27 protein-coding genes and 2 pseudogenes are annotated in these 24,608 nt (G+C 34.6%); 23 read left to right on the top strand and 6 right to left on the bottom strand.

Annotation, left to right across the window (positions count from 1 at the left end; genetic code table 11):
- The first annotated feature begins 214 nt into the window (after window positions 1–214).
- Together AC1DKZ_RS07870 and AC1DKZ_RS07865 are read left to right on the top strand one after the other, a co-directional pair.
- Window positions 215–787, top strand: coding sequence for a TetR/AcrR family transcriptional regulator (locus AC1DKZ_RS07870; RefSeq protein WP_061688996.1), 573 nt, complete (start codon window positions 215–217; stop codon window positions 785–787).
- Between the two features lie 207 nt (window positions 788–994).
- Window positions 995–3,730 carry a YhgE/Pip family protein gene (locus AC1DKZ_RS07865; protein WP_476995915.1) on the top strand — a complete coding sequence of 912 codons (2,736 nt, stop codon included), beginning with the start codon at window positions 995–997 and terminating at the stop codon, window positions 3,728–3,730.
- 38 nt (window positions 3,731–3,768) lie between these two features.
- On the opposite strand, the gene AC1DKZ_RS07860 is transcribed toward AC1DKZ_RS07865, so the two are convergent.
- The gene (locus AC1DKZ_RS07860; RefSeq protein WP_476995914.1) at window positions 3,769–4,491 is read right to left on the bottom strand and encodes a hypothetical protein; all 723 of its coding nucleotides are present in this window, start codon (window positions 4,489–4,491) and stop codon (window positions 3,769–3,771) included.
- Window positions 4,492–4,676: 185 nt separating this feature from the next.
- Here AC1DKZ_RS07860 and AC1DKZ_RS07855 point away from each other — a divergent pair, with 185 nt between their 5' ends.
- From AC1DKZ_RS07855 to yknW, 3 genes are read left to right on the top strand one after another with little or no spacing between them, the layout of a single operon-like run.
- On the top strand, window positions 4,677–4,889 hold the full coding sequence (locus AC1DKZ_RS07855) for a hypothetical protein (protein ID WP_088038801.1): 213 nt from the start codon (window positions 4,677–4,679) through the stop codon (window positions 4,887–4,889).
- A 36-nt stretch (window positions 4,890–4,925) separates the two neighbouring features.
- Window positions 4,926–5,228 (top strand): DUF2087 domain-containing protein, encoded by a 303-nt coding sequence (locus tag AC1DKZ_RS07850; RefSeq protein WP_476995913.1) that lies wholly within the window; start codon window positions 4,926–4,928, stop codon window positions 5,226–5,228.
- Between the two features lie 24 nt (window positions 5,229–5,252).
- Window positions 5,253–5,930 carry a YknW family membrane protein gene (gene yknW, locus AC1DKZ_RS07845; protein WP_002134857.1) on the top strand — a complete coding sequence of 226 codons (678 nt, stop codon included), beginning with the start codon at window positions 5,253–5,255 and terminating at the stop codon, window positions 5,928–5,930.
- A 175-nt stretch (window positions 5,931–6,105) separates the two neighbouring features.
- Here yknW and AC1DKZ_RS07840 read toward each other — a convergent pair whose 3' ends face one another.
- Window positions 6,106–6,447, bottom strand: a complete 342-nt coding sequence (locus AC1DKZ_RS07840) for a PH domain-containing protein (protein ID WP_431181492.1) — start codon at window positions 6,445–6,447, stop codon at window positions 6,106–6,108.
- 149 nt (window positions 6,448–6,596) lie between these two features.
- Here AC1DKZ_RS07840 and AC1DKZ_RS07835 point away from each other — a divergent pair, with 149 nt between their 5' ends.
- Entirely contained in the window at window positions 6,597–7,106 is a 510-nt protein-coding gene (locus AC1DKZ_RS07835; RefSeq protein ID WP_476995912.1) for an N-acetyltransferase family protein, read from the top strand.
- On the opposite strand, the pseudogene AC1DKZ_RS07830 reads toward AC1DKZ_RS07835, so the two are convergent.
- The 3 genes and pseudogenes from AC1DKZ_RS07830 to AC1DKZ_RS07820 all read right to left on the bottom strand — a co-directional run.
- Window positions 7,081–7,266: pseudogene (locus AC1DKZ_RS07830) on the bottom strand (PlcR-regulated protein PRP2); the annotation flags it as partial. The gene AC1DKZ_RS07835 and the pseudogene AC1DKZ_RS07830 sit on opposite strands and share 26 nt — an antisense overlap.
- A gap of 63 nt (window positions 7,267–7,329) precedes the next feature.
- Entirely contained in the window at window positions 7,330–7,848 is a 519-nt protein-coding gene (locus AC1DKZ_RS07825) for a DinB family protein (RefSeq protein WP_476995911.1), read from the bottom strand.
- Between the two features lie 92 nt (window positions 7,849–7,940).
- Complete coding sequence (locus AC1DKZ_RS07820; protein WP_476995910.1) at window positions 7,941–8,882, bottom strand: helix-turn-helix transcriptional regulator; 942 nt, start codon at window positions 8,880–8,882, stop codon at window positions 7,941–7,943.
- Between the two features lie 194 nt (window positions 8,883–9,076).
- On the opposite strand from AC1DKZ_RS07820, the gene AC1DKZ_RS07815 reads away from it, so the two are divergent.
- Window positions 9,077–10,090 (top strand): LacI family DNA-binding transcriptional regulator, encoded by a 1,014-nt coding sequence (locus AC1DKZ_RS07815; RefSeq protein WP_476995909.1) that lies wholly within the window; start codon window positions 9,077–9,079, stop codon window positions 10,088–10,090.
- 39 nt (window positions 10,091–10,129) lie between these two features.
- Here AC1DKZ_RS07815 and yhfH read toward each other — a convergent pair whose 3' ends face one another.
- A complete protein-coding gene (gene yhfH / locus AC1DKZ_RS07810; protein WP_000567010.1) occupies window positions 10,130–10,258 on the bottom strand; it encodes a protein YhfH in 129 nt (42 codons plus the stop codon).
- A gap of 203 nt (window positions 10,259–10,461) precedes the next feature.
- Between yhfH and AC1DKZ_RS07805 the strand changes: the two genes are divergently transcribed.
- The 16 genes and pseudogenes from AC1DKZ_RS07805 (at window position 10,462) to AC1DKZ_RS07730 (ending at window position 24,560) form a co-directional block, all read left to right on the top strand.
- Window positions 10,462–11,196, top strand: coding sequence for an MBL fold metallo-hydrolase (locus AC1DKZ_RS07805; protein ID WP_476995908.1), 735 nt, complete (start codon window positions 10,462–10,464; stop codon window positions 11,194–11,196).
- A gap of 9 nt (window positions 11,197–11,205) precedes the next feature.
- Window positions 11,206–12,195, top strand: coding sequence for a lipoate--protein ligase (locus tag AC1DKZ_RS07800; protein ID WP_000897293.1), 990 nt, complete (start codon window positions 11,206–11,208; stop codon window positions 12,193–12,195).
- Window positions 12,196–12,415: 220 nt separating this feature from the next.
- The gene (locus AC1DKZ_RS07795) at window positions 12,416–12,841 is read left to right on the top strand and encodes a hypothetical protein (RefSeq protein WP_476995907.1); all 426 of its coding nucleotides are present in this window, start codon (window positions 12,416–12,418) and stop codon (window positions 12,839–12,841) included.
- Between the two features lie 177 nt (window positions 12,842–13,018).
- Entirely contained in the window at window positions 13,019–14,551 is a 1,533-nt protein-coding gene (locus tag AC1DKZ_RS07790) for a fatty acid--CoA ligase family protein (RefSeq protein ID WP_476995906.1), read from the top strand.
- Window positions 14,552–14,734: 183 nt separating this feature from the next.
- Complete coding sequence (locus AC1DKZ_RS07785; protein ID WP_002064161.1) at window positions 14,735–14,986, top strand: hypothetical protein; 252 nt, start codon at window positions 14,735–14,737, stop codon at window positions 14,984–14,986.
- Between the two features lie 97 nt (window positions 14,987–15,083).
- Window positions 15,084–16,106: an S-layer homology domain-containing protein gene (locus AC1DKZ_RS07780; RefSeq protein ID WP_476995905.1), complete on the top strand. Its 1,023-nt coding sequence runs from the start codon at window positions 15,084–15,086 to the stop codon at window positions 16,104–16,106.
- A gap of 233 nt (window positions 16,107–16,339) precedes the next feature.
- On the top strand, window positions 16,340–17,395 hold the full coding sequence (locus tag AC1DKZ_RS07775) for a sulfate ABC transporter substrate-binding protein (protein WP_002011197.1): 1,056 nt from the start codon (window positions 16,340–16,342) through the stop codon (window positions 17,393–17,395).
- A gap of 21 nt (window positions 17,396–17,416) precedes the next feature.
- A complete protein-coding gene (gene cysT / locus AC1DKZ_RS07770; protein ID WP_476995904.1) occupies window positions 17,417–18,244 on the top strand; it encodes a sulfate ABC transporter permease subunit CysT in 828 nt (275 codons plus the stop codon).
- 11 nt (window positions 18,245–18,255) lie between these two features.
- Window positions 18,256–19,113, top strand: coding sequence for a sulfate ABC transporter permease subunit CysW (cysW, locus tag AC1DKZ_RS07765; RefSeq protein WP_002087104.1), 858 nt, complete (start codon window positions 18,256–18,258; stop codon window positions 19,111–19,113).
- A 12-nt stretch (window positions 19,114–19,125) separates the two neighbouring features.
- Window positions 19,126–20,199, top strand: coding sequence for a sulfate/molybdate ABC transporter ATP-binding protein (locus AC1DKZ_RS07760; protein ID WP_476995903.1), 1,074 nt, complete (start codon window positions 19,126–19,128; stop codon window positions 20,197–20,199).
- A gap of 302 nt (window positions 20,200–20,501) precedes the next feature.
- Entirely contained in the window at window positions 20,502–21,215 is a 714-nt protein-coding gene (locus tag AC1DKZ_RS07755; protein WP_476995902.1) for a leucine-rich repeat domain-containing protein, read from the top strand.
- An 89-nt stretch (window positions 21,216–21,304) separates the two neighbouring features.
- Window positions 21,305–21,892, top strand: a complete 588-nt coding sequence (locus tag AC1DKZ_RS07750) for a hypothetical protein (protein ID WP_476995901.1) — start codon at window positions 21,305–21,307, stop codon at window positions 21,890–21,892.
- 280 nt (window positions 21,893–22,172) lie between these two features.
- Window positions 22,173–22,610, top strand: a complete 438-nt coding sequence (locus AC1DKZ_RS07745) for a hypothetical protein (RefSeq protein WP_476995900.1) — start codon at window positions 22,173–22,175, stop codon at window positions 22,608–22,610.
- 105 nt (window positions 22,611–22,715) lie between these two features.
- Window positions 22,716–22,859, top strand: a pseudogene (locus AC1DKZ_RS07740) (Wall associated protein); the annotation flags it as partial.
- An 85-nt stretch (window positions 22,860–22,944) separates the two neighbouring features.
- Window positions 22,945–23,874: a hypothetical protein gene (locus AC1DKZ_RS07735; RefSeq protein WP_476995899.1), complete on the top strand. Its 930-nt coding sequence runs from the start codon at window positions 22,945–22,947 to the stop codon at window positions 23,872–23,874.
- 254 nt (window positions 23,875–24,128) lie between these two features.
- On the top strand, window positions 24,129–24,560 hold the full coding sequence (locus AC1DKZ_RS07730; RefSeq protein ID WP_476995898.1) for a WapI family immunity protein: 432 nt from the start codon (window positions 24,129–24,131) through the stop codon (window positions 24,558–24,560).
- Window positions 24,561–24,608: the final 48 nt, after the last annotated feature.

Below are 24,608 nucleotides of genomic sequence, written 5' to 3'. Positions count from 1 at the left end.
AGAAAAAGGTCTTCATAAAAATTATATCTGAAGAACATCTTTTCCTTTCTCCTTTTTTTCTGATACACTATGACAGTATTATATAGATTGACTGGAATTTTTTTATACTGGGAATAATAAAAAAGAGAACTTGTATAGAATGTAAGCGTGTGGTAATATCAAAGATGTACTGATTGACTATATTATCCAATTGGTCATTTTTGGAGGTGAAGATGTGGCGATAGATCGAAAACGTTCTATTATTGAAGCTGCAACAAAGTCTTTTTCAGCGTTCGGTTATAAAGCAACAACGATGGATCAAGTTGCGAAGTTAGCGAATGTAGGAAAAGGAACGATTTATACTTTTTTCAAAAATAAAGAAGAACTATTTGGTGAAATTATTTCTAATTTAATTACAGAGATGAAGCAAGTTGCAGAAAATGCAATTCGTTCAGATATTTCATTTTTTGAAAATGTACATAGAGCATTATATAGCATATTAGAATTCAGAAAAGAACATCAGCTCATGATTAAGTTAATTCAAGAAGAGCGTGATATGGGAACGAAAGAAGTACAAGAAGTGATGCAACAAGTAGATGTGGAAATCGTTTCTGTCATTCAATCGTATTTAAAGATTGCGATTGAAAAAGGTGAAATTAGCAAATGTGATCCAGAAATTACAGCATTTATTATGCTTCGCTTATACGTATCGCTTATTTTTGATTGGGAAAAAAATCATGAACCGTTAGAAAAAGAAAAAATATCGGAATTATTCGAACTTTATTTACTAAAAGGATTGTCAAATTAAGATAATCCTTTTAATATTATAAAAAAATGACCAATTGAACAAATTGGTCAATCGTATAAGGAGGATGGTTAAATATAATCATGTAGATGAAAATGTGCATAGTATAAATTCGGGGATAAGGCATATGTATGAACAGATATAGCCTTTTTATTTGGGTAAAAATGACTAAAAATACATTTTGGTCATTTTTGAAAAGGGGGATAAATTATGAAATGGCATAAGTTGCTTAGTAAAGAATTTGCAGAGATTATAAAAAGTAAAAAAATATTAATCCCAATCATTGCGGTTTTATTTGTACCGATTTTATATGCAGGTATGTTTTTATGGGCCTTTTGGGATCCGTATAAACAGTTAGATGATTTGCCAGTAGCGGTAGTCAATTTAGATAAAGGTGCAGTATTTGATGGGAAACCAATTGAGGTCGGAAAAGGGCTCGTTGATAACTTAAAAGATAATAAAAGTTTTAAATGGGAATTTGTAAGTGAAAAAGAAGCGAAAGAGGGAATGGAAGGCAGAAAGTATTACATGTTAGTACGTATCCCAGATGACTTCTCAAGTAACGCTACAACGTTATTAAAAGACGATCCGAAACCATTAAACTTAGAATACATTCCAAATGAAAGTTTAAACTTCTTATCTTCACAAATTGGCGGAACAGCAATTGAAAAAATTAAAGGTGAAGTATCAAGCACGTTAACGAAAACATATGCAGAGAAAATGTTTGATTCCATTAAAGACGTCTCAAAAGGATTAGCAGATGGAGCAGAAGGGGCAAATAAACTACACGACGGATCAAGTGAGTTACATGATGGTTCAAGTAAAGTGACGGATGGCCTTCATACACTTCAAGGGAAGTCTGGAGAGATGAAAGATGGAGTTCAGAAATTAGCAGATGGATCTAATAAATTACAAGATGGATCCGGAAAAGTGACAGCAGGTTTAAATACATTAAATAGCAAAACGGGTATAGGAAAATTACAAGATGGATCCGGAAAAGTAACAGACGGTTTAAATACGCTAAATGGCAAAACAGGTGAAATGCAGACAGGTATAGGAAAATTAGTAGACGGATCAGGAAAAGTAACGAACGGTTTAAATACGTTAAATAGCAAAACGGGTGAATTGCGTGATGGATCTGAGAAAGTGACTGGTGGCTTGAACAAACTAGTAAGTAAATCTGGTGAATTACAAACAGGAACAACTGACCTATCAAATGGTATGGGAAAACTTGCTGAAAGGCAAAGTCAATTAGAGGAAGGTTCTCAAGAAATTCAAAAGGGATTGCAAGAGTTAAATAGTAACGTACAAAAGTCTGCCGCAGGCTTAGAGGAAATGCAGTCGAAAGTTCCTTCTATATTAAATACAGTAAATGAGAAAATAGATGGAGCTGGGGCGAATGTAAATCAGTTAAATGAACTTACACAATCAACAGCAGGAGATGTCAAAAATGCAGCGCAAGAGGTAGCGAATTTACAAAAGCAAATTGAAAGTTTACCAAAAGAATATCAAGAGCAGTTACAACCATTCATAACAAGTGCTGTAAAAAGTACAGCGACAGTTCAGCAAAAAGCTGCCGGAGTAGCAGGTGGAACAAATAAATTAAATGAAGAAGTAAAACAATTAAAAGGTGAAATCAATCAAACAACAAATGGATTGCAAAACAAATTACCAAATCCAGAAGGGGTGAAAACTCTAGCAGGTGATATTGAGAAACTAACGAACGCACAAAATGAATTTGTTAGTAAGTTTCATGGGTTTGGTGAGGGATTAGATAAAGTAAAAATAGGTGCTGATAAATTAAAAGATGGATCGGTTCAATTAATTGATGGAGTAACGCAATTACAAAGCGGATCCGGAAAAGTGACAGCTGGATTAGGTCAATTATCTGCAGGAGCAAATCAATTAGCAGATGGCTCAAACCAAGTAACAGGCGGTTTAGGTACGTTATCTGTAGGAGCAAACCAAATGGCAGGTGGAATAAATCAATTAGCGGACGGTTCAAGTCAAGTAACAGGTGGTTTAGGCACATTATCAGTAGGAGTAACTAAATTAGCAGATGGCTCAAGTCAAGTAACAACTGGCTTAGGTACTCTAAATGGTGGGCTAAATAAAATGTCAACTGGCTCAACCCAGCTAATCGACGGAGTAAATAAACTAGCAGATGGATCAGGAAAAGTAACAGATGGCCTCGTAAAAGTAAATGATGGTTCAGGTGAACTTGCTGAGAAACTTGGCGAAGGGGCAGAGAAAACTGGTGAAGTGAAAGGAACGGATAAAACGTATGATATGTTTGCAAGCCCTGTAAAAGTGAAGACGGAGAAAATGGCGGAAGTTCCAAACTACGGAACAGGATTCACACCGTACTTCTTATCGCTCGGTTTATTCGTTGGGGCATTACTATTATCTATCGTATACCCATTACGCGATACAGTCGGTGTTCCGAAATCAGGATTCAGCTGGTTTATTAGTAAGTTTGGTGTTTTACTATCAGTCGGTATTATTCAAGCAATAGTAGCAGATGTCATATTACTATTCTGGTTAGGTGTAGAAGTACAAAGTATTCCATACTTTATACTCTTTAGTATTGTTACGAGCTTAGCGTTTATTTCATTAATTCAATGTTTAGTAACAGCATTCGGTGATGCAGGGCGTTTCATCGCAATCATCACATTAATTATTCAGCTTACAACAAGTGCTGGAACATTCCCGCTAGAGTTGATTCCGAAGTATTTGCAACCATTTAATGCTTGGTTACCGATGACATATTCTGTATCAGGATTGAAAGCAGTCGTATCAAGCGGAGACTTTAACTTCATGTGGCAAAATATTGGGATACTCATGATCTTTATCGTTGTATTATCACTTGGAACAATTGCATCCTTAACTTGGATGCACAAACGACAATTTAGAAATATTGCTGAAAATCAATCGATTGAAGCGTAAATAAGAAATATAAAAAAGGCACCGAAATGGTGCCTTTTTTATTGGTCTTGTTTTATTGGATGAGAAATTTTATTTGCTTTTCTATTTTTACGGAACAAGTATATACCAATACTTATAAGGATAATAGTAGCTACAATCCAAACAAATGGACCATATCTTTCAGCAAAAGTATATAGTTTCATGTTACTGGCAATGTCCTCTTTTGTTTTTCCTATTAGAATTTCTGAGCCACTATACCCTTCAAGTGTATCTCCTTTTTTTATACCAAAAATAAGAGTGTCTGATTTGTTTTCTATTCCTGTGTATCGGTATCCTTTACCTTTAATTGTTAATTGAGTATCATCTTTTTTTAGTGTGTAGTCTTCGGCGGAAATATCTTTTCCTGACAGTGTAATTGGTTCCATTGAGAAGCGGATTTCTTTTAATGCAGGAAGAGCCTCATTGTTTAGTAAGAGCTGCTTTGCAATATGCTGCTCGGTATCAATGTTTTTCCAATTTGCCTTTCGTCGTTTATATGTATTAATTTCAAGAAGTGCAAATTCTTTATTTTGAAGTTTTTCCTCTGTAATAGGTTGCGCAGTAGTTAATGTTCCTTTTAATAAAATCACACCGTCTTTTGCAGATTGAAATGAAGAGACTTCCTTCGTTTCTTTTAATGTATTGATAGCACCTCTATAATCTTCTTTTCCTAAAAGAACAGCTCCCGTATGTACGGTTAAAATAAGATATAGGATGCTTAATACTATAATAGCTTTTTTCACTATGTACCCTCCAAAGTATGTATAAATGGATTATAACATAATTTACCATATAGAATTATTAATTTGAATAATAAGTTACAAATATAAGGGTGATAAATAAATTAAAAAAGTGTGGATGAGAGGAGTAAAAGTGAAAAGGAATTACAACAATTTACAGAGAAAACTAGAATAGAGGAGTTGATACGATGAAAGGAAACCTTACTTACTATTTTATCTTATATCCGCTAATCTTCTTTCTTGTTTTCACCCTTTCACCTATTTTGTTTCATAAAGAAGAATATACAAGTATGAAAGATACATTTGGAATACTTACATTCTACTACGTGTTAATGATTGGGTATTACTTTATGGATGTTGTAAGTAAAAGAATGAAGAAAAATAGTAAGGACAAACAATAAAGTTTTATTACATAAAAACTGATGGAGGACAACAAAATGACCGAAAGCGAAATGAAATTTAGGGATACGACCATTCGTAACTTTTTTGATAAAGAGAATCGTTTAAAATCGATTCCAGGTCAAAAGAAGAAAAAGTTAGTGTTATTAGAACATTTGATTAGCAAATTAAACGCTGAAAATCAGTATACGGAAAAAGAAATTAATACATTCATAAAACAATATCATGATGATTTTTTTACGATTAGACGAGAGTTTATTGTGCACGGTTTTATGGATCGAGAGGATAATATGTACCATATAAACGGGAGAGAAGTATGGAGGAAATGGGAAGAGTTATAAATGTAATGAGGAAGGGGAATTTTCTTGCAAGCTAGTAGTCTTATGCATGAAGAGATTTCTGGAAAACCATCGATTTTTGGGATATTCACTTCGCCAACACTACAATTCAAAAGGATGAAGAATCAAAGAAATATATTCTTTCCACTAGCCTTTTTAATTGTGCTTATTATAATTTCAAGTGCCTTAATGTCTTGGAATTCTTTAAATAATCCTGCACTCAGTATGTTTCATGATAAAACGGGATTTACTGTTCCGAAATACATAACTTTCTTTACTACATTTGGATTTTCAGCAGTCAGTGGAATCGTAGCTATACTTTTTGCACCTATATTCTATAAGAACATTATGATTTTCTTTGGAGTTGATATTAACTATAAAGAAACATTCCCGATAATCATTTATGCTTCGTTTGTATTAAGATTAGGGATGATTTTAAACGGATTAATTGCATTTTCTCTAAGTGGGTATGAGATATCTTATACAGGTTTAGGTGCAATAGCGACAGATAATATGATCTTGCATACAATTGCTCAAAGAATAGATATATTTAATATTTGGTATTACGTTTTATTAGGAATAGGTTTAAAAACGATAACGAATTTAAATAAAGACAAACTTATCCCTCTTATTATTGTACTTTTCGTTTTCACTAGTTTATTAGCGAGCATGGCTGGGTTTATGCAGGAAATATCTAAAGCGTAAGGATAGGTGGGAAGTATAATTATAAGCTTGTATGAAAAAGGTGGTTTGGATATGGACAAACCACCTTTTATCCCGCTATTTGCCGGGCAGTAAAACTCCCACCTCAAAATGCGGCTGGAGCAAAGAAGCTAGGTGGGAGATCAACAGCCCGTAAATGCCCGATTAGTAGCCCGCGCTAGTCTTGCATTTTTCTTTGTAGTAAGTCTATGAACTCTTCAATATTTGAACTTGTAATGTATCCCACCGTTATATATTCATCTTCATAATAAAATATTATTTTTTTGTCAAAAATTCTTCTCTTCGTTTCTATAGATACAATTTTTTCATACTCAAATTCGGCAATTAATGTATTTTTATATTGGCTAAAAAAGAGAAGTCTTCTATTAGTAGCAAGTAGCATGCCCGGATACGGAACTTTATGCGTAATAATATAGCCAGTAAGTGAACAATTTAAAGTAGATATAATAACTTCGTCTTTATGTAATAGTTGTTTTGCAGCTGTTAAAATTGGATTCATTTTATGCATTCCTTTTATATAGATGTAAGGATATTGTATCAAAGGTGAAAAGATTCTCAATATGTAATGTTGCATATTGAGCGTTTTAGAGATTCTTAGTTTGATAGTTCCAATATTATTTTTAAAAGAAAAAGGTACGAGGTGATTCGGTGATACGATTAGCAAAAGAGCTTGATGCGGAATCAATTATGGATATTAGAAAAGAAATTATCTTATCAGAAACTACTACAAAGTTTTTTATATCATCTCCAAATAAATTACCAAATGATATTGATTCAGAAAGAGAAAAGATACAGACAAGTAGTGAAAAAGGCAACCTTTATATAGTTTACGAGGTAGATAGTAAGGTGGTTGGCTTTCTGGTTTTCAAACGATATGAACTAGAACGGTTACGACATGCAGGCACAATGGGAATGGGGATTAGGGAGGCGTATTGTAATCAAGGCATTGGTACGAAACTAATTGAATTTCTTATTAGTTGGGCTAAAGGGCAGAAAGGTTTAGAGAAAATTTGCTTAGGCGTAGTTTCTATTAATGATAGAGCAATTAAAGTGTATAAACGAACTGGCTTTGTAGAAGAAGGAAGGCAAAGAAAGCAAATTAAATATGAAGATGGATCATATGGAGACGACGTATTGATGGGTTTTTATATTGGCTAGAAAAGAGAAATCTTCTTTTAGTAGCAAGTAACATGCCTGGATACGGGACTTTATTCGTAATAATATAGTCAGTAAGTGGCCATCTTAAAGTAGATACAATAACTTCGCCTTTATGTAATAGTTGTTTTGCAGCTGTTAAAATAGGATTCATTGTATACATTCCTTTTGAAAAGACTCCTAATATTGCATATTGGGAGTCTTTTTTTAGTAGAAGTGTTTACACTTAGCAAATCTTAAGTTCCAATCGTTCTTTCTGACGAAGATGATGTACAAAATGCATAGAAATGAGCTGGAACCATTCTGCCGCATTTAAGTAACCAAGTCCAGGGTGCTCTACTTTACAATCATTAGGAATAGAAGTTAGCGTTGGCTCAGCGTTTTTCACGATTGTAATTAATTCCAGAAAACGCTCTTGTATTTCTTCTTTGTTAGTTGGATTTTCAGGTGTGTATCCAGGGTGCTCAGGTACCTTTATTTGTATGTCAGGGAAACCTCCCAGTATATATACTTTTTCACCCATATCCGTTTTGCTGTTAGCTACAAATGGTGTTTCAGTTTTACATTTCTCGATTGCATCTAATTGCATATACGTAGCCGAAAGTAAATGATTATACATTTGACCGAGAGACCATTCTTCAGCAGAAGGTTTTGTCCTAAATTGTTCAAGAGAGTACTTTTCTAATTCCTCTAAGTAATACGTTGCTAAACTTTCAAATTTCTCTAAAGTGGTAGTACTGTTCATATCGTTAGCTCCTTTTTATGAAAATGTATTTGTTGATACTTACTATAAAGGAGGGCTACTGACAACATTATGTCAGTAGTGAAATGCAACAATTAAAGTTGTAACATTTTTTTTGCTTCATCACGGATTTTCTCAGAAAGAATTTTTGGCTCTAGTACTTGCACTTGGCTTCCCCAGCTTAATACCCATTGAAATACTTCGTCTATGCTTCTTGATTTCAAAAAGACGTGAAAATCATTATCTTTATGCTCGTATGAATCTATAAAATAGTATCGTGATTCAATAATTTTATGTGCAATGTGGGCTGGGAATAATAAATGGATCGTAACAGTACGATTGTTTTCAGGTTGATAGTCTTGTAAAGAAAAGTTCTTCGGTTTTGTAAAAAATTCTTGTTCTTGCTGTAATGTATCCATACGGTCTAAGCGAAAATTACGTATTTGTTTTCGCAGTAAACAATGAGCAACGATGTACCAAATTCCAGAAATGTTGACTAAACCGTAAGGATGAACGGTACGTTTTGTTTTTGTAGTTTCTCTCGGTTTACGATACGAAAAAGAGATAGATTGCTCTCTTTGAATAGCTTCTTGTAACAAGAAAAGTTGGCTCTCTAGTTTTTCTTGCTCGGCTTGCTGGTTTGAAAATATAGGAGAAAGGAAACGGAAAGTTCCTCGCAATTCCTCAATTTTTTTTTGTTGATCAGTAGGGAGGACTATCTCAAGTTTCTCTTTTGCTGATTGCGCATGTACAGAAAAAGAAGAGGTGAAAGCTTTCTCAATATAATCACCGCCCAATAAAAGAGTAACGGCCTCTTCTGGCGTAAGCTGAATGGGTGGTAAGAAATAACCATCCATTAATGAATAGCCGTGACCAGGCATTGAAAAAATGGGAACACCGGATTCGCTGAGTGCGTCCATATCTCGATAAATAGTGCGTATACTTGTCTCGAATTTTTCAGCTAAGCTTTGTGCTGTGACAGTTTGTTTTCTTTGTAATTCAATTAATATAGCTAATAAACGATCCGTCCGATTCATGAAATATCATCCTTTATTTTATAAATATTCTTATTGTGAAATTCTAAAAGTAGTGTGTAATTCCCTGCCATTAACAGACTTTTCCCTATGTATAATATTAATATAGTAAAATCATAAGAACCTATATTGCAGTTTCCAATAATATACTATATAATCAGGATAAGAAAACGTTTTCATGCAAAGGGGGAAATTTCGTGTCGACTATCGAGGACGTGGCGAAATTAGCGGGGTTATCAAGGACAACGGTTTCTAGGGTGATCAATAATCATCCATATGTTTCAGATGAGAAGAAGAAAAGGGTTCAATTAGCAATGAAGCATTTAGGCTTCGTTCCTAATTCTGCGGCGAGAAGGCTTCGTAAACAAAAAACAGAAACAATTGCGGTGCTTGTTCCAAGGATTACAAATCCTTTTTTTAGTAGATTTATTGAAGCAATCGAGATTGCTGCTTCTGAACATAAATATAAACTGATTATTTGTCAAACAAGATATTTACCGGAAAAAGAGATGGAGTATTTACAATTATTATCTACGAAACAAGTAGATGGGATTATTCTATGTTCACTAGAAAATCCATGGGAGAATGTGGAGCCATACTTGCAACACGGTCCAATCGTGTTATGTAATGAATATATTGAGGAAGCAAATGTTCCAACAGTGAAGTTCGATCATGCACAGGGTGCATACATAGCTGCCAATCATGTATTAGAACAAGGATATCGTAATCTGATATTTTGCCGTGGTAACGAAACGAAAGTAGTGAGCCAACAGCGAAAAATGGGCTTTTTACGCGCTATTACTGAAAAGAGTAGAGAAGTGGAAGCGATCGATTTTCTTGAAAACGCTTTCTCTTGGGATGATGGAAAACGAATATTCAATGAAGTATTAAAGGACAAAAAAAATCCTACCGCGATTTTGGCAGGAGGCGACGAGGTTGCAGCTGGAATTATCTCAGAGGCGAAACACCATGGTTGGAGTATTCCAGAAGATCTCGCTGTGATCGGTTTTGATAATCAAATTTTAGCGCAGATTACAGAGCCAGGTATTACGACAATTGAACAACCAATCGACGAGATGGCCCGAAAAGTTGTCGACTTAATGATGGATAAAATCCATACGAAAAATTATCGACAAAAAGAATTATATGAGTTTGAACTGGAGCTCTTGGTGAAAGGTTCAACGATGAAGGATAAGATGTTATTAGCCTAGTAGACTATGTCTGCTAGGTTTTTTTATGTTTACAAACTACTATTCTTCGTGAACGCAATCGTCACATTTGTTATGGTATGCTTCGTGCTGCTCATCAATTTCCTTCCCGCAATGAGCACAAGTTTTCGTCGGTAAATTTCGGAAAAACTCCATTGGTTGATCGATCATGTCAATCCCTCCATTTCCATTTCTTACTATCATTGTATTAGTACAAAAAACAAAAGTCAACAACTGTTTTATAACAAAAGTGAAAATTAATGAAAAAGTTTAGGAAATGGATTATAGTTAACAATGTAGGATGTAAGTAAAAAACTTTCTCAAGTACGGAGAAAAACGGCATTCCTACGCGGTTTTAGAAAGGATGGATACATATGAAGATGACTGTTGTCGGCTTTTGGGGCGGCTTTCCAGAAGCGGGAGAAGCAACGTCGGGGTATTTGTTTGAACACGATGGTTTTCGTTTACTTGTAGACTGTGGCAGTGGTGTACTAGCACAGCTTCAAAAATATATAACACCATCTCATATAGATGCAGTTGTACTGTCGCACTATCATCACGATCATGTTGCAGACATTGGGGTATTGCAATATGCGAGATTAATTACGAGTGCGACAAAGGGACAACTACGGGAGTTACCAATATACGGTCATTCGTTTGATGATAATGGATTTAATTCTTTAACGCATGCACCGCATACGAAAGGAATCGCATACAATCCAGAAGAAACACTTCAAATTGGACCGTTCTCCATTTCATTCTTAAAAACTGTTCATCCTGTTACATGCTTTGCGATGCGTATTACAGCTGGCGATGATGTTGTTGTATACAGTGCAGATTCAAGCTATATTCCTGAATTTATTCCGTTCACAAAAGATGCTGATCTTTTCATTTGTGAATGTAATATGTATGCACATCAAGAGGCTGCAAAAGCAGGGCATATGAATAGTACAGAAGTAGCAAGTATTGCGAAAGATGCAAATGTAAAAGAACTTTTATTAACGCACTTACCGCATACAGGCAACCCATCTGATTTAGTAACAGAAGCAAAACAAATTTTCAGTGGCCATATTACGCTAGCGCATAGTGGCTACATTTGGAACTCATGAGGTGATACGATGTTATTTATTGATAATAAAGGGATTACAGATCCTAGAATAAACTTAGCAATTGAAGAATATTGTGTGAAGAATTTAGATATTAACGAAACATATTTACTGTTCTACATTAACAAACCTTCGATTATCATTGGTAAAAACCAAAACACAGTAGAAGAAATTAATGCAGATTACGTAAAAGAACAAGGTATTCATGTTGTTCGTCGTCTATCAGGCGGAGGCGCAGTATATCATGATTTAGGAAACTTAAACTTCAGCTTTATTACGAAAGATGATGGAGATAGTTTCAGCAACTTCAAAAAGTTCACAGAGCCTGTAACGAAAGCGCTTGGTAAATTAGGCGTAAATGCAGAACTAAGTGGTCGTAACGATATTTTAGCTGAAGGTAGAAAAATTTCAGGTAACGCGCAGTTCTCAACGAAAGGTCGTATGTTTAGTCATGGCACGTTACTATTTGACTCTGAAATCGATCACGTTGTATCAGCACTAAAAGTGAAAATGGATAAAATTCAATCAAAAGGAATTAAATCAATCCGTAGCCGCGTTGCGAATATTACAGAGTTCTTAAACGAAAAAATGACGACAGAAGAGTTTAGACAACTTCTTCTAGAAACAATTTTCGAAGGAGAAACAGAAATTCCAACGTACGAATTAACAGAAAATGATTGGAAAGAAATCCATAAACTTTCTGAAGAGCGCTACCAAAATTGGGATTGGAACTACGGAAAATCTCCGAAGTTCAACTTACAACATTCACACCGCTTCCCAGTTGGACAAGTTGACGTTCGTCTTGAAGTGAAAAAAGGAACAGTAACAGAATGTAAAATTTACGGTGACTTCTTCGGATCACTAGATGTTCATGACATTGAAGAGCGTCTAACAGGCGTACAATTTGATAAAGATGCATTCACTGTAGCTTTAGAAGGCGTAGATATCGCACGCTACTTCGGTAATATTACAACAGAAGATTTCTTGCATTTATTCTTCTAAAAATGAGGGAGGCTGTCATAAAAGACAGCCTCTTTCTTTTTATATAGATTGTCACTTTTTGTCGGTAACTCGATATATTTCAAGAATCGCTGATATATTTCGAGTTATGGTCGATATATTCGAAAAATCGCCGATATAATTTCACTTACCGTGAAACGTATATTTACAGGTCATCAGCTCCTTATAAAGGAATATATATACTAAAAGGAGGATGATCGAAATGAAAAGGATAATACACTTTATATTATTGATCAGCTTCGTTATAGGGATGACAGCTTGTAACGATGAAACTTCCTCTAGTCGTACACTTTTATTTATTGGAAAGCCAGCGAAGGATAATGTCATATATTATACGCATACAAATAACAAACAAAAAATAAATGATATACAAACTATGTTTCAAAATAAGAAATGGAAAAGAAATGAAACGTTTAGTACCGTTGGTAAAACGTCAGATTTCGTCTTGTCGATAGATGAGGACAATAAAGGATTGCCGACATTATATGTTACAGTGTACATTCATGAAAATGGAGCGGACGCTCTCAATTTGTATGGAGAGTATACGGCTTTAAATAAAGAGGAAGTTGAAAAACTTAGGGGAAAGATGAGTGCATATTATCCTAAAATGATTTTAGCTATAGTTTAACTATATGTTTGTACCTGTTTTTTTTACATATAATTCTCGTATCTTACTAAAGTATTCTGGAAAAAAGTGGTTTATGTATATTCGATTAATAGAATATCACTTGCTACTTTAATTTTCTTTTAATATAATTAATTTAGAATTTTTAAATATTCTAAATTTTATAAAGGTGGGATTTGTGTGAATCTCGTTCAATCTTTGGCTGAAACGGCAAAAAATAAGGGGGATAAACCGGCATACATATTTATGGATCAGTCGGTCTCGTATGACCAATTAAACAAAGTGGTCACTAGGTTTTCTAGCAATTTAGCAAAAATGGGCATTGGAAAAGGGGACAATGTCGCATTAGCTGTAGGCAATTCACCACATTTTTTAGTCGGTTTATACGGAACGATGAAAGCTGGAGCAACTGTCATTCCGATTAATCCAATTTATACAGCAGACGAAGTACATTACATATTACAAAATGGAGATGTAAAAACAATCATCGTACTCGACGTCCTTCTACCTGTTATACAATCTCTTACAACAAGACTTCCTTCACTTGAAAATATCATCATATGCGAAACCTCATCAGATTTTAACCATACAGAAACTGAAAAAATGAAAACGTTTACTAGTTTTATAGGAACTGGAGATGTAACTTACGAAGGTCCTGAACTAGATGAAGAAGATGTAGCTGTTATTTTATACACTTCAGGTACAACTGGAAAGCCAAAAGGCGCTATGTTAACACATAAAAATTTATATAGTAACGCTAGCGATGTTGCGTCGTATTTACAATATACTGCGGACGATCGCGTCGTTGCAGCACTGCCGATGTTCCATGTGTTCTGTTTAACTGTTGCGGTAAATGCGCCGATTGTGAACGGGGCAACAATTTTAATGTTACCGAAGTTTAGTCCGAAAGAAGTATTCCGTATTTGTCGTACGTATGAACCAACGATTTTTGCGGGTGTACCGACAATGTACAATTACTTATATTTATTTGAAGAAGCGAGCGCAGAAGATGTGAAGACACTTCGCCTTTGTATTTCAGGGGGTGCATCGATGCCTGTTGCGCTTCTGCAAAACTTTGAAAAACGTTTTGATGTTATCGTTTCAGAAGGATACGGTTTATCAGAAGCATCACCAGTTACTTGTTTTAACCCGTTAGACCGTCCTCGTAAACCAGGATCTATTGGCACGAATATTTGGCACGTAGAAAATAAAATTGTGAACGAACTTGGGGAAGAAGTACCTGTAGGCGCAGTTGGGGAATTAATTGTTCGCGGACCTAACGTTATGAAGGGTTACTATAATGCGCCAGAAGATACTGCGGCGACAATTAAAGATGGCTGGCTATATACAGGAGACTTAGCGAAAATGGATGAAGAAGGTTACTTCTATATCGTCGATCGCAAAAAAGATATTGTTTTAGTTGGTGGTTATAACGTATATCCTCGTGAAGTGGAGGAAGTATTATACACTCACGATTCGGTAGCTGAAGTTGTCGTAATCGGTGTTCCTGATGAAAACTTAGGAGAAGCAGTGCGAGCTTACGTCGTTCTGAAACAAACGAGCGTAACAGAAGAAGAGCTTATGCATTACTGCACGTTACATTTAGCGAAATATAAAGTGCCAATGAGCATTGAGTTTTTAACAGAATTGCCGAAGAATACAACTGGTAAGTTGTTACGAAGAGCTCTGAGAGAGAAGGCATTGCAAGTGTAAAAATAAAGATATCCATCTCTATGACTACATGTTTAGAGATGGATATCTTTTTGTCCAAAAAGCTGGATTAGTTTGGATGGACAAAATTCCTACTGATTAAAGTCTCACTTTATTTTTTAGAATTGGTTAAGCTATAAGCCCATATATTTAAAACGTAATATTGCTAATAAGGAGGAGATATACGTGGAGCAGAAGGAATTACGCTTACGGAAAGTACAGTATCTTATTTGTGACATTATGGATGAAATGAATATGGAGAATGAAAAGAAGAACTTAGAAACATTGCAAAAGGTAATTGATCACCTTTCAGGGGCGATTGGGGATTTAGTGGATCCATCGGGTACGTATTCATTAGACTATTTAGAGAGAAAAGTGCATACGGCTCATTATTTATTGTTTAAAAATGATCGGAAAGCATATTTGTGTAATAAATAGGTAGTATTCGTTTAATTTTTTATTTGACATTGATAATCATTATCAATATGATAGTTATGTTGGGTATATTTATATAAAGGGAGATGTCATGTTGATAATGATTAAGAAAAAATATATTAATGCATTCGTTATAGCAGCAACTTTAGCAGTTCCACTAAGTGGTTTCAATGCGCCAATTGCAAAAGCAGATGTGATTGAGATGAAGGCAGCTAGTAAACTTGCAGATGGCACATATGACGTTATTTTAAAAACGTATAAAGATCAAACGAATGAAACATCTGTTGCTTCTACATATTTAAAAAATGCAAAAGTAACAATTCAAGGTGACAAAAAAATCGTTACGTTAACAATTCAAGATAGTAGCTATTTCCAGTATCTTAAAGTAGAAGATACTAATAAATTAGGGACATTCCATGATGTGAAAGTGATCTCTGAAGATAAAACAAATAATGGTACGAAAGTTGTTCAATTTGAAATCGATGAGTTCTCGAAAAAATATAATATGCAAATGCATATATTAATTCCAGCAATTAAATATGATCATAAATATCAAGTGCAGTTTGAAATCGATGCGAGTGCAATTGAAAAAAAATCTAAGTTCTCAGATGTACCGACTTGGGCACAAGAGTCAGTTCAATATTTAGTAGACAAAGAGGCAGTACACGGTAAGCCAGATGGTACATTTGCACCAGCTGAAAATATCGATCGTGGTTCAGCAGCAAAAATATTAGCTACTGTTTTAGGGTTAGAAATTAATAAAGATGCGAAGCCATCATTCCGCGATGCTCAAAATCATTGGGCTACACCTTACATCGCAGCAGTTGAAAAAGCTGGCATTGTAAAAGGTGATGAGAAGGGTAACTTTAATCCGAGTGGGCTAATTAACCGTGCATCAATGGCTTCTATGCTTGTGAATGCATATAAATTAGAAAGAAATGAAAATATTAAACCACCAAAAGAATTTGCTGATTTAAAAGATCATTGGGGTACGAAGTATGCGAACATTTTAATCCAAGAAAATATTTCAGTTGGAACAGATAATGGATGGGCTCCAGATAAATCGGTAAGCCGCGCAGAAGCAGCTCAATTTATTGCGAAGACAGATAAGTTAAAGAAATAAATCGAAACTAAAATCAGTGGGATTCCATTCCCGCTGATTTTTAGCTTGTATGAAGTTTCTTATATAATAATTCTGAATTCCAAGTTGACACATGTGAATTACGGAATTAAAATGGAAAGAAATCAAACAGAATACAATAGAAGCTCATCAGAGAAACTGAAGGCGCACAACGTTCACTTTTGTGAATAGATTGTGTGCCTTTTTCTATTGTACAAACTAAGGGGGCTTTATATATGAAACAGTGGAGTAAGACAGCATTAATGAAAAGTACAGGTGTTTTATTATCAGCATTTGTCCTTTTGTCAGGGTGTGGTTCGGCAACATCCACTAACAATTCTGAAGGAAGTGCAGATAAGAAGACAGTCGAACTTTTAAATGTTTCATATGATCCAACGCGTGAGTTATATCAAGATTTCAATAAAGACTTTGCGAAGTATTGGAAAGAGAAGCATGGTCAAACAGTAAATGTAAAGCAATCACACGGGGGATCTGGAAGTCAGGCACGCTCCGTTATTGACGGCTTAGAAGCAGACGTTGTAACACTAGCGCTCGCTTATGATATTGACGCGATTAGTAAGAAGAAACAACTAGCAGAAGATTGGCAGAAGCGACTTGCGGATAATTCTACTCCGTATACATCAACGATTGTATTTCTTGTTAGAAAAGGAAACCCGAAAGGAATTAAAGATTGGGATGATTTAACGAAAAAAGGTGTGTCTGTCATTACACCAAACCCGAAAACATCTGGGGGAGCACGGTGGAACTATTTAGGTGCGTGGGGATATGCACTGAAGAAATATAACAATAGTGAAGATAAAGCGAAAGAGTTTGTCGGTCAAATTTATAAAAACGTGGAAGTACTAGATTCAGGAGCACGCGGGGCAACGACGACTTTCGTTGAAAAAGGAATTGGTGATGTGTTAATCGCTTGGGAAAATGAAGCGTTATTATCACAAAAAGAACTTGGAAAAGATAAATTCGAAATTGTAACACCTTCGATTAGTATACTTGCCGAGCCGCCAGTAGCAGTTGTAGACAAAGTCGTTGATAAAAAAGGAACGAAAAAAGTAGCAGAAGGATATCTTGAATATTTGTATTCAGAAAAGGGGCAAGAAATTGCGGCGAAAAACTTTTATCGCCCTCGTAATGAAAAAGTAGCAGAGAAGTATGCATCACAATTTCCGAAAGTTCAATTATTTACAGTCGATGAACTATTTGGAGGCTGGAAAAAAGCACAAGAAAAGCATTTTAATGATGGCGGCGTATTCGATCAAATGTATAAAAAATAAGGGGGGATGAGGTGACGTTATATGAGGAAGAAGCGTGTCTTACCAGGGTTTGGATTATCTCTTGGATTTACAATGCTGTATATGAGCTTATTCGTACTTATACCACTTTCTATCGTATTTATTCAAACTTCGCAGCTAGGTTGGAAGAAGTTTGCTGGGGTTATAACGAGTGAGCGCGTGTTGCATTCGTATCAAGTAAGTTTCACAACTTCACTTGCAGCGGCAATCGTAAATGCCATTTTCGGTTTATTAATTGCTTGGGTACTCGTCCGCTACACATTTCCAGGGAAGCGGTTATTAGACGGACTAATCGATTTACCATTCGCTCTTCCGACTGCAGTAGCTGGTATTACACTTACGACGCTTTATGCGGAAAATGGCTTTATCGGAAAAATATTTAATGTGTTTCATATAAAAGTAGCTTTTACCCAGCTCGGCATTATTGTGGCGCTTACGTTTATTGGTTTGCCCTTTGTCGTTCGGATGGTGCAACCAGTGCTGCAAAGTATTGATAAAGAAGTAGAAGAAGCAGCTTCTAGCTTAGGGGCGTCACGCTTCCAAATATTTGTAAAAATCATTTTGCCAGAAATATTCCCGGCCTTGCTTGCTGGTTTTTCACTCGCCTTTGCGCGGGCGTTAGGGGAATATGGATCTGTCGTGTTCATTGCAGGTAATATGCCGATGAAAACAGAAATTGCACCGCTTATGATTATGACGAAACTCGAACAATATGATTATGCAGGCGCAACAGCTGTAGCGGCTGTGATGCTTATTATTTCTCTCCTTTTCCTACTATTTATTAATATGATTCAAACTTGGAGCAGAAGGCATGAACTGAAAAGTGAATAGGAGGGGAGAAAATGGAACCAACATTATTAGAAAAGAAAATAGTAAAAAGCGTATCAGTTAAAAAAGAATCTAAATTTGTACCAATTTTATTCATTACGATAACAATTTTATTTTTATCTCTCTTTCTATTACTGCCGCTCGTGACAATTTTTATGAAAGCGTTCGAACGAGGAATTGATGTATATATTGCCGCTGTAACAGATCAAGAAGCATTTTTGGCAATCAGGTTAACACTTCTCGTTGCATTAATTGTTGTGCCGCTGAATACGATATTCGGAATAGCAGCAGCTTGGCTTATTACGAAGTTTCAGTTTAAAGGAAAGCAAGTATTATTATCTCTTATTGAACTGCCGTTTGCTGTATCACCAGTCATTGCAGGATTAGTATTCGTTTTACTTTTCACACCTCGTGCGAATCTTGGCGGATGGTTAATGGAACACGGGATAAAGCTCATCTTCTCTGTCCCTGGCATTATCATTGCGACGATATTTGTTACGTTTCCGTTCGTTGCGCGTGAATTAATCCCAGTTATGCAGGCGCAAGGGAAGAGTGAAGAAGAAGCAGCTCTATCACTTGGCGCAAGTGGATGGAAAATGTTTTGGCGCGTCACATTGCCAAATATAAAATGGGGTCTATTATACGGCATGATTTTATGTAACGCCCGGGCCATTGGTGAATTCGGAGCAGTCTCCGTTGTGTCTGGTCACGTGCGCGGCATGACAAATACGATGCCGCTTCATATTGAAATTTTGTACAATGAATATCAATTTTCAGCAGCGTTCGCTGTGGCGACTTTAATGTCACTCATCGCAGTTTTTACGCTCGTTATAAAAAACTGGATTGAATGGAGAATGGAAAAACGACAATAAGGAGTGAGTGCGGTGAGTATTCAAATTCAAAATGTATCAAAACAATATGGTACATTTCAAGCGCTGACAGACATTCATTTGGATATTCCAAAAGGTGAACTGGTCGCTTTATTAGGCCCATCAGGTTCTGGGAAGACGACGTTATTACGAATTATTGCAGGCCTAGAAGAAGCGGATGGAGGTTCGATTTCTTTTGATGGGGAAGATTTAACTGATATTCACGTGAAAAACCGGCAAGTCGGTTTCGTCTTCCAGCACTATGCACTTTTTAAACATATGAATGTATTTGAAAATGTAGCTTTCGGTTTAAAAGTAAGAAAGAAAAACTTACGACCTTCAGCTGAAGTAATAAAAGAAAAAGTAACAGAACTATTGAAACTAGTAAAAATGGATGGTTTCGCAAAACGTTATCCAGCGCAATTATCTGGCGGACAACGCCAACGTATCGCACTAGCCCGGGCGCTTGCAGTCGAACCGAAAATTTTATTGCTAGATGAACCGTTTGGTGCACTTGATGCAAAAGTACGAAAAGAATTGCGAAGATGGCTCCGGAAACTACATGACGAATTTCAAATTACGAGCGTATTCGTAACGCATGACCAAGAAGAAGCGTTAGACGTTGCGGACCGCATCGTTGTAATGAATGAAGGACGCATTGAACAAATGGGAACGCCGGAAGAAGTATATGAAAAACCAGCAAGTCCGTTCGTATATGACTTTTTAGGAAACGTGAATTTATTTCACGGCCGCGTTCATAAAGGTAAGCTAAATGTAGGATCAGTGGAACTAGAAGCACCAGAGCATAAGCACGTTTCAAACGTAGACGGAGTGGGATACGTAAGGCCACATCATCTATCAATCTCTCGTACGAAACAAAGTGTAGATGCAATTCCAGCGAAAGTATCATACTCTCACGCAGTTGGCCCTGTCGTATATGTAGAATTGAAGCGCGACGGAACAGATGAGTATTTAGAAGCAGAAATTAGTAAAGAACAGTTTAGAAAGCTCAACATTCAAACCGGTGAGTTTGTATATGTACATCCGAGAGAAGTGAAGGTGTTTATTCCGGAGGATTTTGTTATTTAGGAGAGTAGTATTATAAATAAATTTAAAATGAATTAATAATAAAAAACGATAATAGTAGCAACCTACCGATAATAGGAGGTCGTCCAAAAATGTCTTTTGGATGACCTCTTTTTTGTTTTACTGTGCTATCTTATTGTTATGTGAAATATAGTTGAGGAGTAGTTTATGAACTTAAAATATAAAATGGTTTTTATGTTAGAGAAGATATAGACGGGGAAACTGTATTAGTATCTCAAAAAAACTTAGGTGAATGTATCGAATATATTAATAGATTTAATATTTCTGGAGTGCAAATATCTGATATGTACTATGAGCTAGAAGATATTAACTTTTTGAATGAGTGTGAAAATATTACACATTTAATGTTAGATAACATGTTTTTAAAAGATGTATCTAGTATATATGATTTGAATAAACTTCAAGGTATATCAGTAATGGATTCTAATTTTAAATTAGAGTTAAATAAATTAACAAATTTAGAGAGCTTGACGATGTACTGTGATAAAAAGGTGACAGGCTTAGAGGAACTAACGAATTTAAAATCACTTTCTTTATGGAAATACATTCCTAAAAATCGAGATTTGAATGAATTGAAACATTTACGAAATTTAGAAGATATAAGGATTACACAATCTAGAATAGACTCAATTAATGGTATTGAAAATTTTAAGAAATTGCAGTCGTTACAATTAAATTATTTACGCACATTAAAAACGATAGAGCATTTAAAGTATGGGAGTAGAATATTACTTAATTTAGAAATGGAAGCATGCAAAAATATTGAAGACTTTTCTGTTATTCAATGCTTAGAGTCTTTAGAGGTTTTGCACCTTTTCAATTGTGGGGATATGCCGACAATAAGTTGTATACAAACATTAGATCATTTAAAACGTTTTTCTTTTTGGGGAAGTGATGTTGTAGATGGTGATGTTAGTTTCTGTGAGGGGATAGAATTTGTTAGTTTTACAGACAAGAAGCATTACTCTCATAAAAATAAGGATTTTAATGATATATAAGAGGGCATTATAATGAGATTTCCAAAAGATGAAGATGGGCAAGTACTGAATAAATAAAAAGAGTGTTTAATTACTTTCAAGGAGAAAATATGAATATATATATTGAAATGCACAAGCCTGCAACTGAAAAAAATGAATATTTTCTTGTGCTAGATGAAAATGATAAAATTTTAAATTTATTATCATCGGTTAATAGATATATAGTTGATGTTGATACAAGCATGGAACAATTTATGGAAACAATGATGTCGAAATTTCATTTATATCTTTTAGTGAATTGTGAAGGGGTTCAAGAAGAATTAACAAAGGTGCAAAAGTACATTTGGGAAAAAGAATTAAAAGAGTGCAACTGGAAAAAATCCACTGTAAAGAGCACAATTTTAATCAATCAGTATGATCCTACAACTGATATTTTTGATGTGATTTCTCCTGTATGTATGAATGGGAGCCTCATGTTCCTTTTCTCTGAAAAGGAAGTAAACGAAAATGAGTTAGAAAGTATTATCAAACATATAAAATTTGAGCGGAGAAGAGTATATATTAATAAAGAAACAATTGAACTGGCGGGGGAAATGGGTTATATAGTAGGGCATTTTGAAGATGAGTATTATATAGTATCTTTACGTTCGGAAAAGCAAGTATTTGTTTGTTATGGGGAAGAACGTATTATGGAATAAATAGCAGTAGGAGTATAAAATTAGAACTATGTATAAGTGCATCACAGTATTATTTAGATAATTAATGTGTTTATTTTGTATGAAATAGATTTGAATGTATTAAAAGTGTTGTAGTAGTAACTACTACGCTTTTTTTTATCGTTTTAAATATCTTTCTAAAAACTTAAAAGAAATAGAGCCTCGTCTTATTATTAATAAAAATAAATGAAAGTGAAAGGGAAACAGGTAACGGTTACGTATGTGAAGAAGAGAAGATATATATCGAATGGGTGGTGAAATAATGCATGATTTGTTAAAAGATGAAATTTATCGAGGAGATATTGAAAACGCGATAGCACATGCAAATAAAATAAGTATTGAGGAATTAGAAGACTTATTAATGGAATGGTCTTTTAATGAACCAAATATTATTGTATACACTTTCTTGACTAGTTATTTAGAGAGTCGAAGTGATACTAAATTACATTCACTAGCATCAGATATTTTATGTCACCCACTATGTCATTTGGAGGGTGCATATTTAGCTGCTTTTTATCATGCAAAGAAGTGTATAGAATTGGAACCTAATAATATGCAATATAGAGAGTTTCTATTGTTTTTTGCTGGTATTCCAGAGAATGTTTTTGAAGAAAAATCAGCTATGAATTGGGCAAAAGAAATATTAAAAGATGACCCAAATAATGAAGTAGCTAAAAATTATATAAAAGAGAATTTATGAAAATGGATGTTCAGTTGAATATTTAAATTCATAATAGAAACGTTCTAAAAAGAAGAGCTGATGTAGGCACTTCTTTTTTTATGGATTATGATCTAATACACTAACGTTTTAAACGCGACATTACAAAATGGAAGAAGTAAATCTTGCACACATGATAGTTTTAGAAACCGTACAAGTGTTAAAGTTGTAGAGAGTGGAAAAGAAACAAAGTCTGTAACAGCAACATTCAGTGATGGAAATCAGCTTGTATCGATTGTAAAAGTATAAATATAAAGAAGGTTTTCAGGAGTGATAGGAATTAGATTATTATTGATTCATTGGAGGTTTGTTAGTTGTGGGAAAACTAGTATTTAATAAGCGGATGGATTTTTCATATATAGAAGGAGAAATTCTCTGCATTACAACGGGAAACAAACAAGATATTATAATTTTAGTATTGGATAAAAAGGTTACAGACATTTATTATTATAAAATTATACACTCGTTGAAATCTGGCGTTTTGAAACAATATACTATAGAAAATAATCAATATTTTAACTTCATTCAACCTTTAGGAGAAAATTGGATTTTGGTTAAAAGTTTCGTTGAGAAAAAGGAAGATACAACGGCTACAATTTTTGATAAAAAAGGAAACATCGTTGCTTCATATTACTTAGGAAATGGAATAAAGTATTTTCAAGTTGATGAAGAAGAACATTTATTGGTTGGGTATAGTGAAGAAGGTATATTTACTTCTGTAGAGGAATTGTTTATTTCAGATGAAGAGTTTGATTCGATAGATTGGGAAAATATATATGATATTAATAAATTTGAAAAGAGCGGATTAGCTATTTTTTCTAAGAATGGCGATTTAATTACTAATGAATTTAATAATTCAATAAAGAGATCTGTCTGTGATTGTACAGCAATACATATACAGAAGACAGGTGATATTTTAATGTCTTACTATAACGAGCAAGGAACGTATTCATTCACACAGATTAATAAAGAACGATGCGAACAAGTTATTCTGTATGAAACAACATTGAATCATACATCACTATATTTAAAAGTGCAAAATAATATTATCTTTGGTGTAGATAACAATCAAATACATGCATATTCACTTGTAAATAAAAAATTAGCAACTCTGTTAACAGTAGATAGCGATGGAAATCCTATTCAATTTGAGTATATTTTTTCAAGGGATCAAACAATATATGCTGCTAAAGGGAAACGAATATTTTGTTGGGTGCAATATGGGATTTTAGAAGAGGGAGAATAAATAGAGAAGTGATTGAGAGAGAGAAAAGCTGATGTAGATTTTTCTCTCTTTTGTACACATTAATTTTTGTTGGCTATAAAAACATAAGGATAAACGCTATACTATCATTATAATTCTAAAGCAAAAAAAGGTCAGACACCTTCATTACCAATAAGAGATTAGATGAACTTATAAATATAAATTTTCCACAATTATACTTTAGATTAGTTATTTATTAGCCAAGCTGTTATACGTATTATAGGGAGGTATAAATAATGGAATGTTTTCATATAGGCGAGCAGGATGATAATTTCATCAAGATTGTTATAACTGACTTCTCAGGTGAAGGAGATAGTTATTTTGGTGGAGCTTATTTCAAAGGAGAATGCGAACTAGGTTGTTCTGGTTTCAAAGTGAAAACGACATCATTTTATTTTGACAATAATGATATATATCACTTTTACAAAGACCTCCAAAAAATATATACCTTGGGATCTGGGACAGTACATTTTAAATCAGAATCAAATGAGTTATCTTTAACTTGTCACTTGGATATTGATACATCTTTCAAAATTTCAGTTAGTTTTAAAGAGCTTGAAGGAGATAGCACGCTAAGTATATATGAATTCCATGAATATATACTTAGTATTAAAAGTCAGCTTTCTTCATTTTTAAATACTTTTAAATTCAATGGAAATGAGTCTTGAAGGTTTTTCTGCCGCACCAATCTGGGAGTGGGATTAGGAGAATGAAAG

The sequence above is a fragment of the Bacillus sp. 05T21 genome (assembly GCF_056396785.1).
Note: the sequence above shows the minus strand (reverse complement) of the source record. Positions and strands in the feature narration are given on the sequence as shown.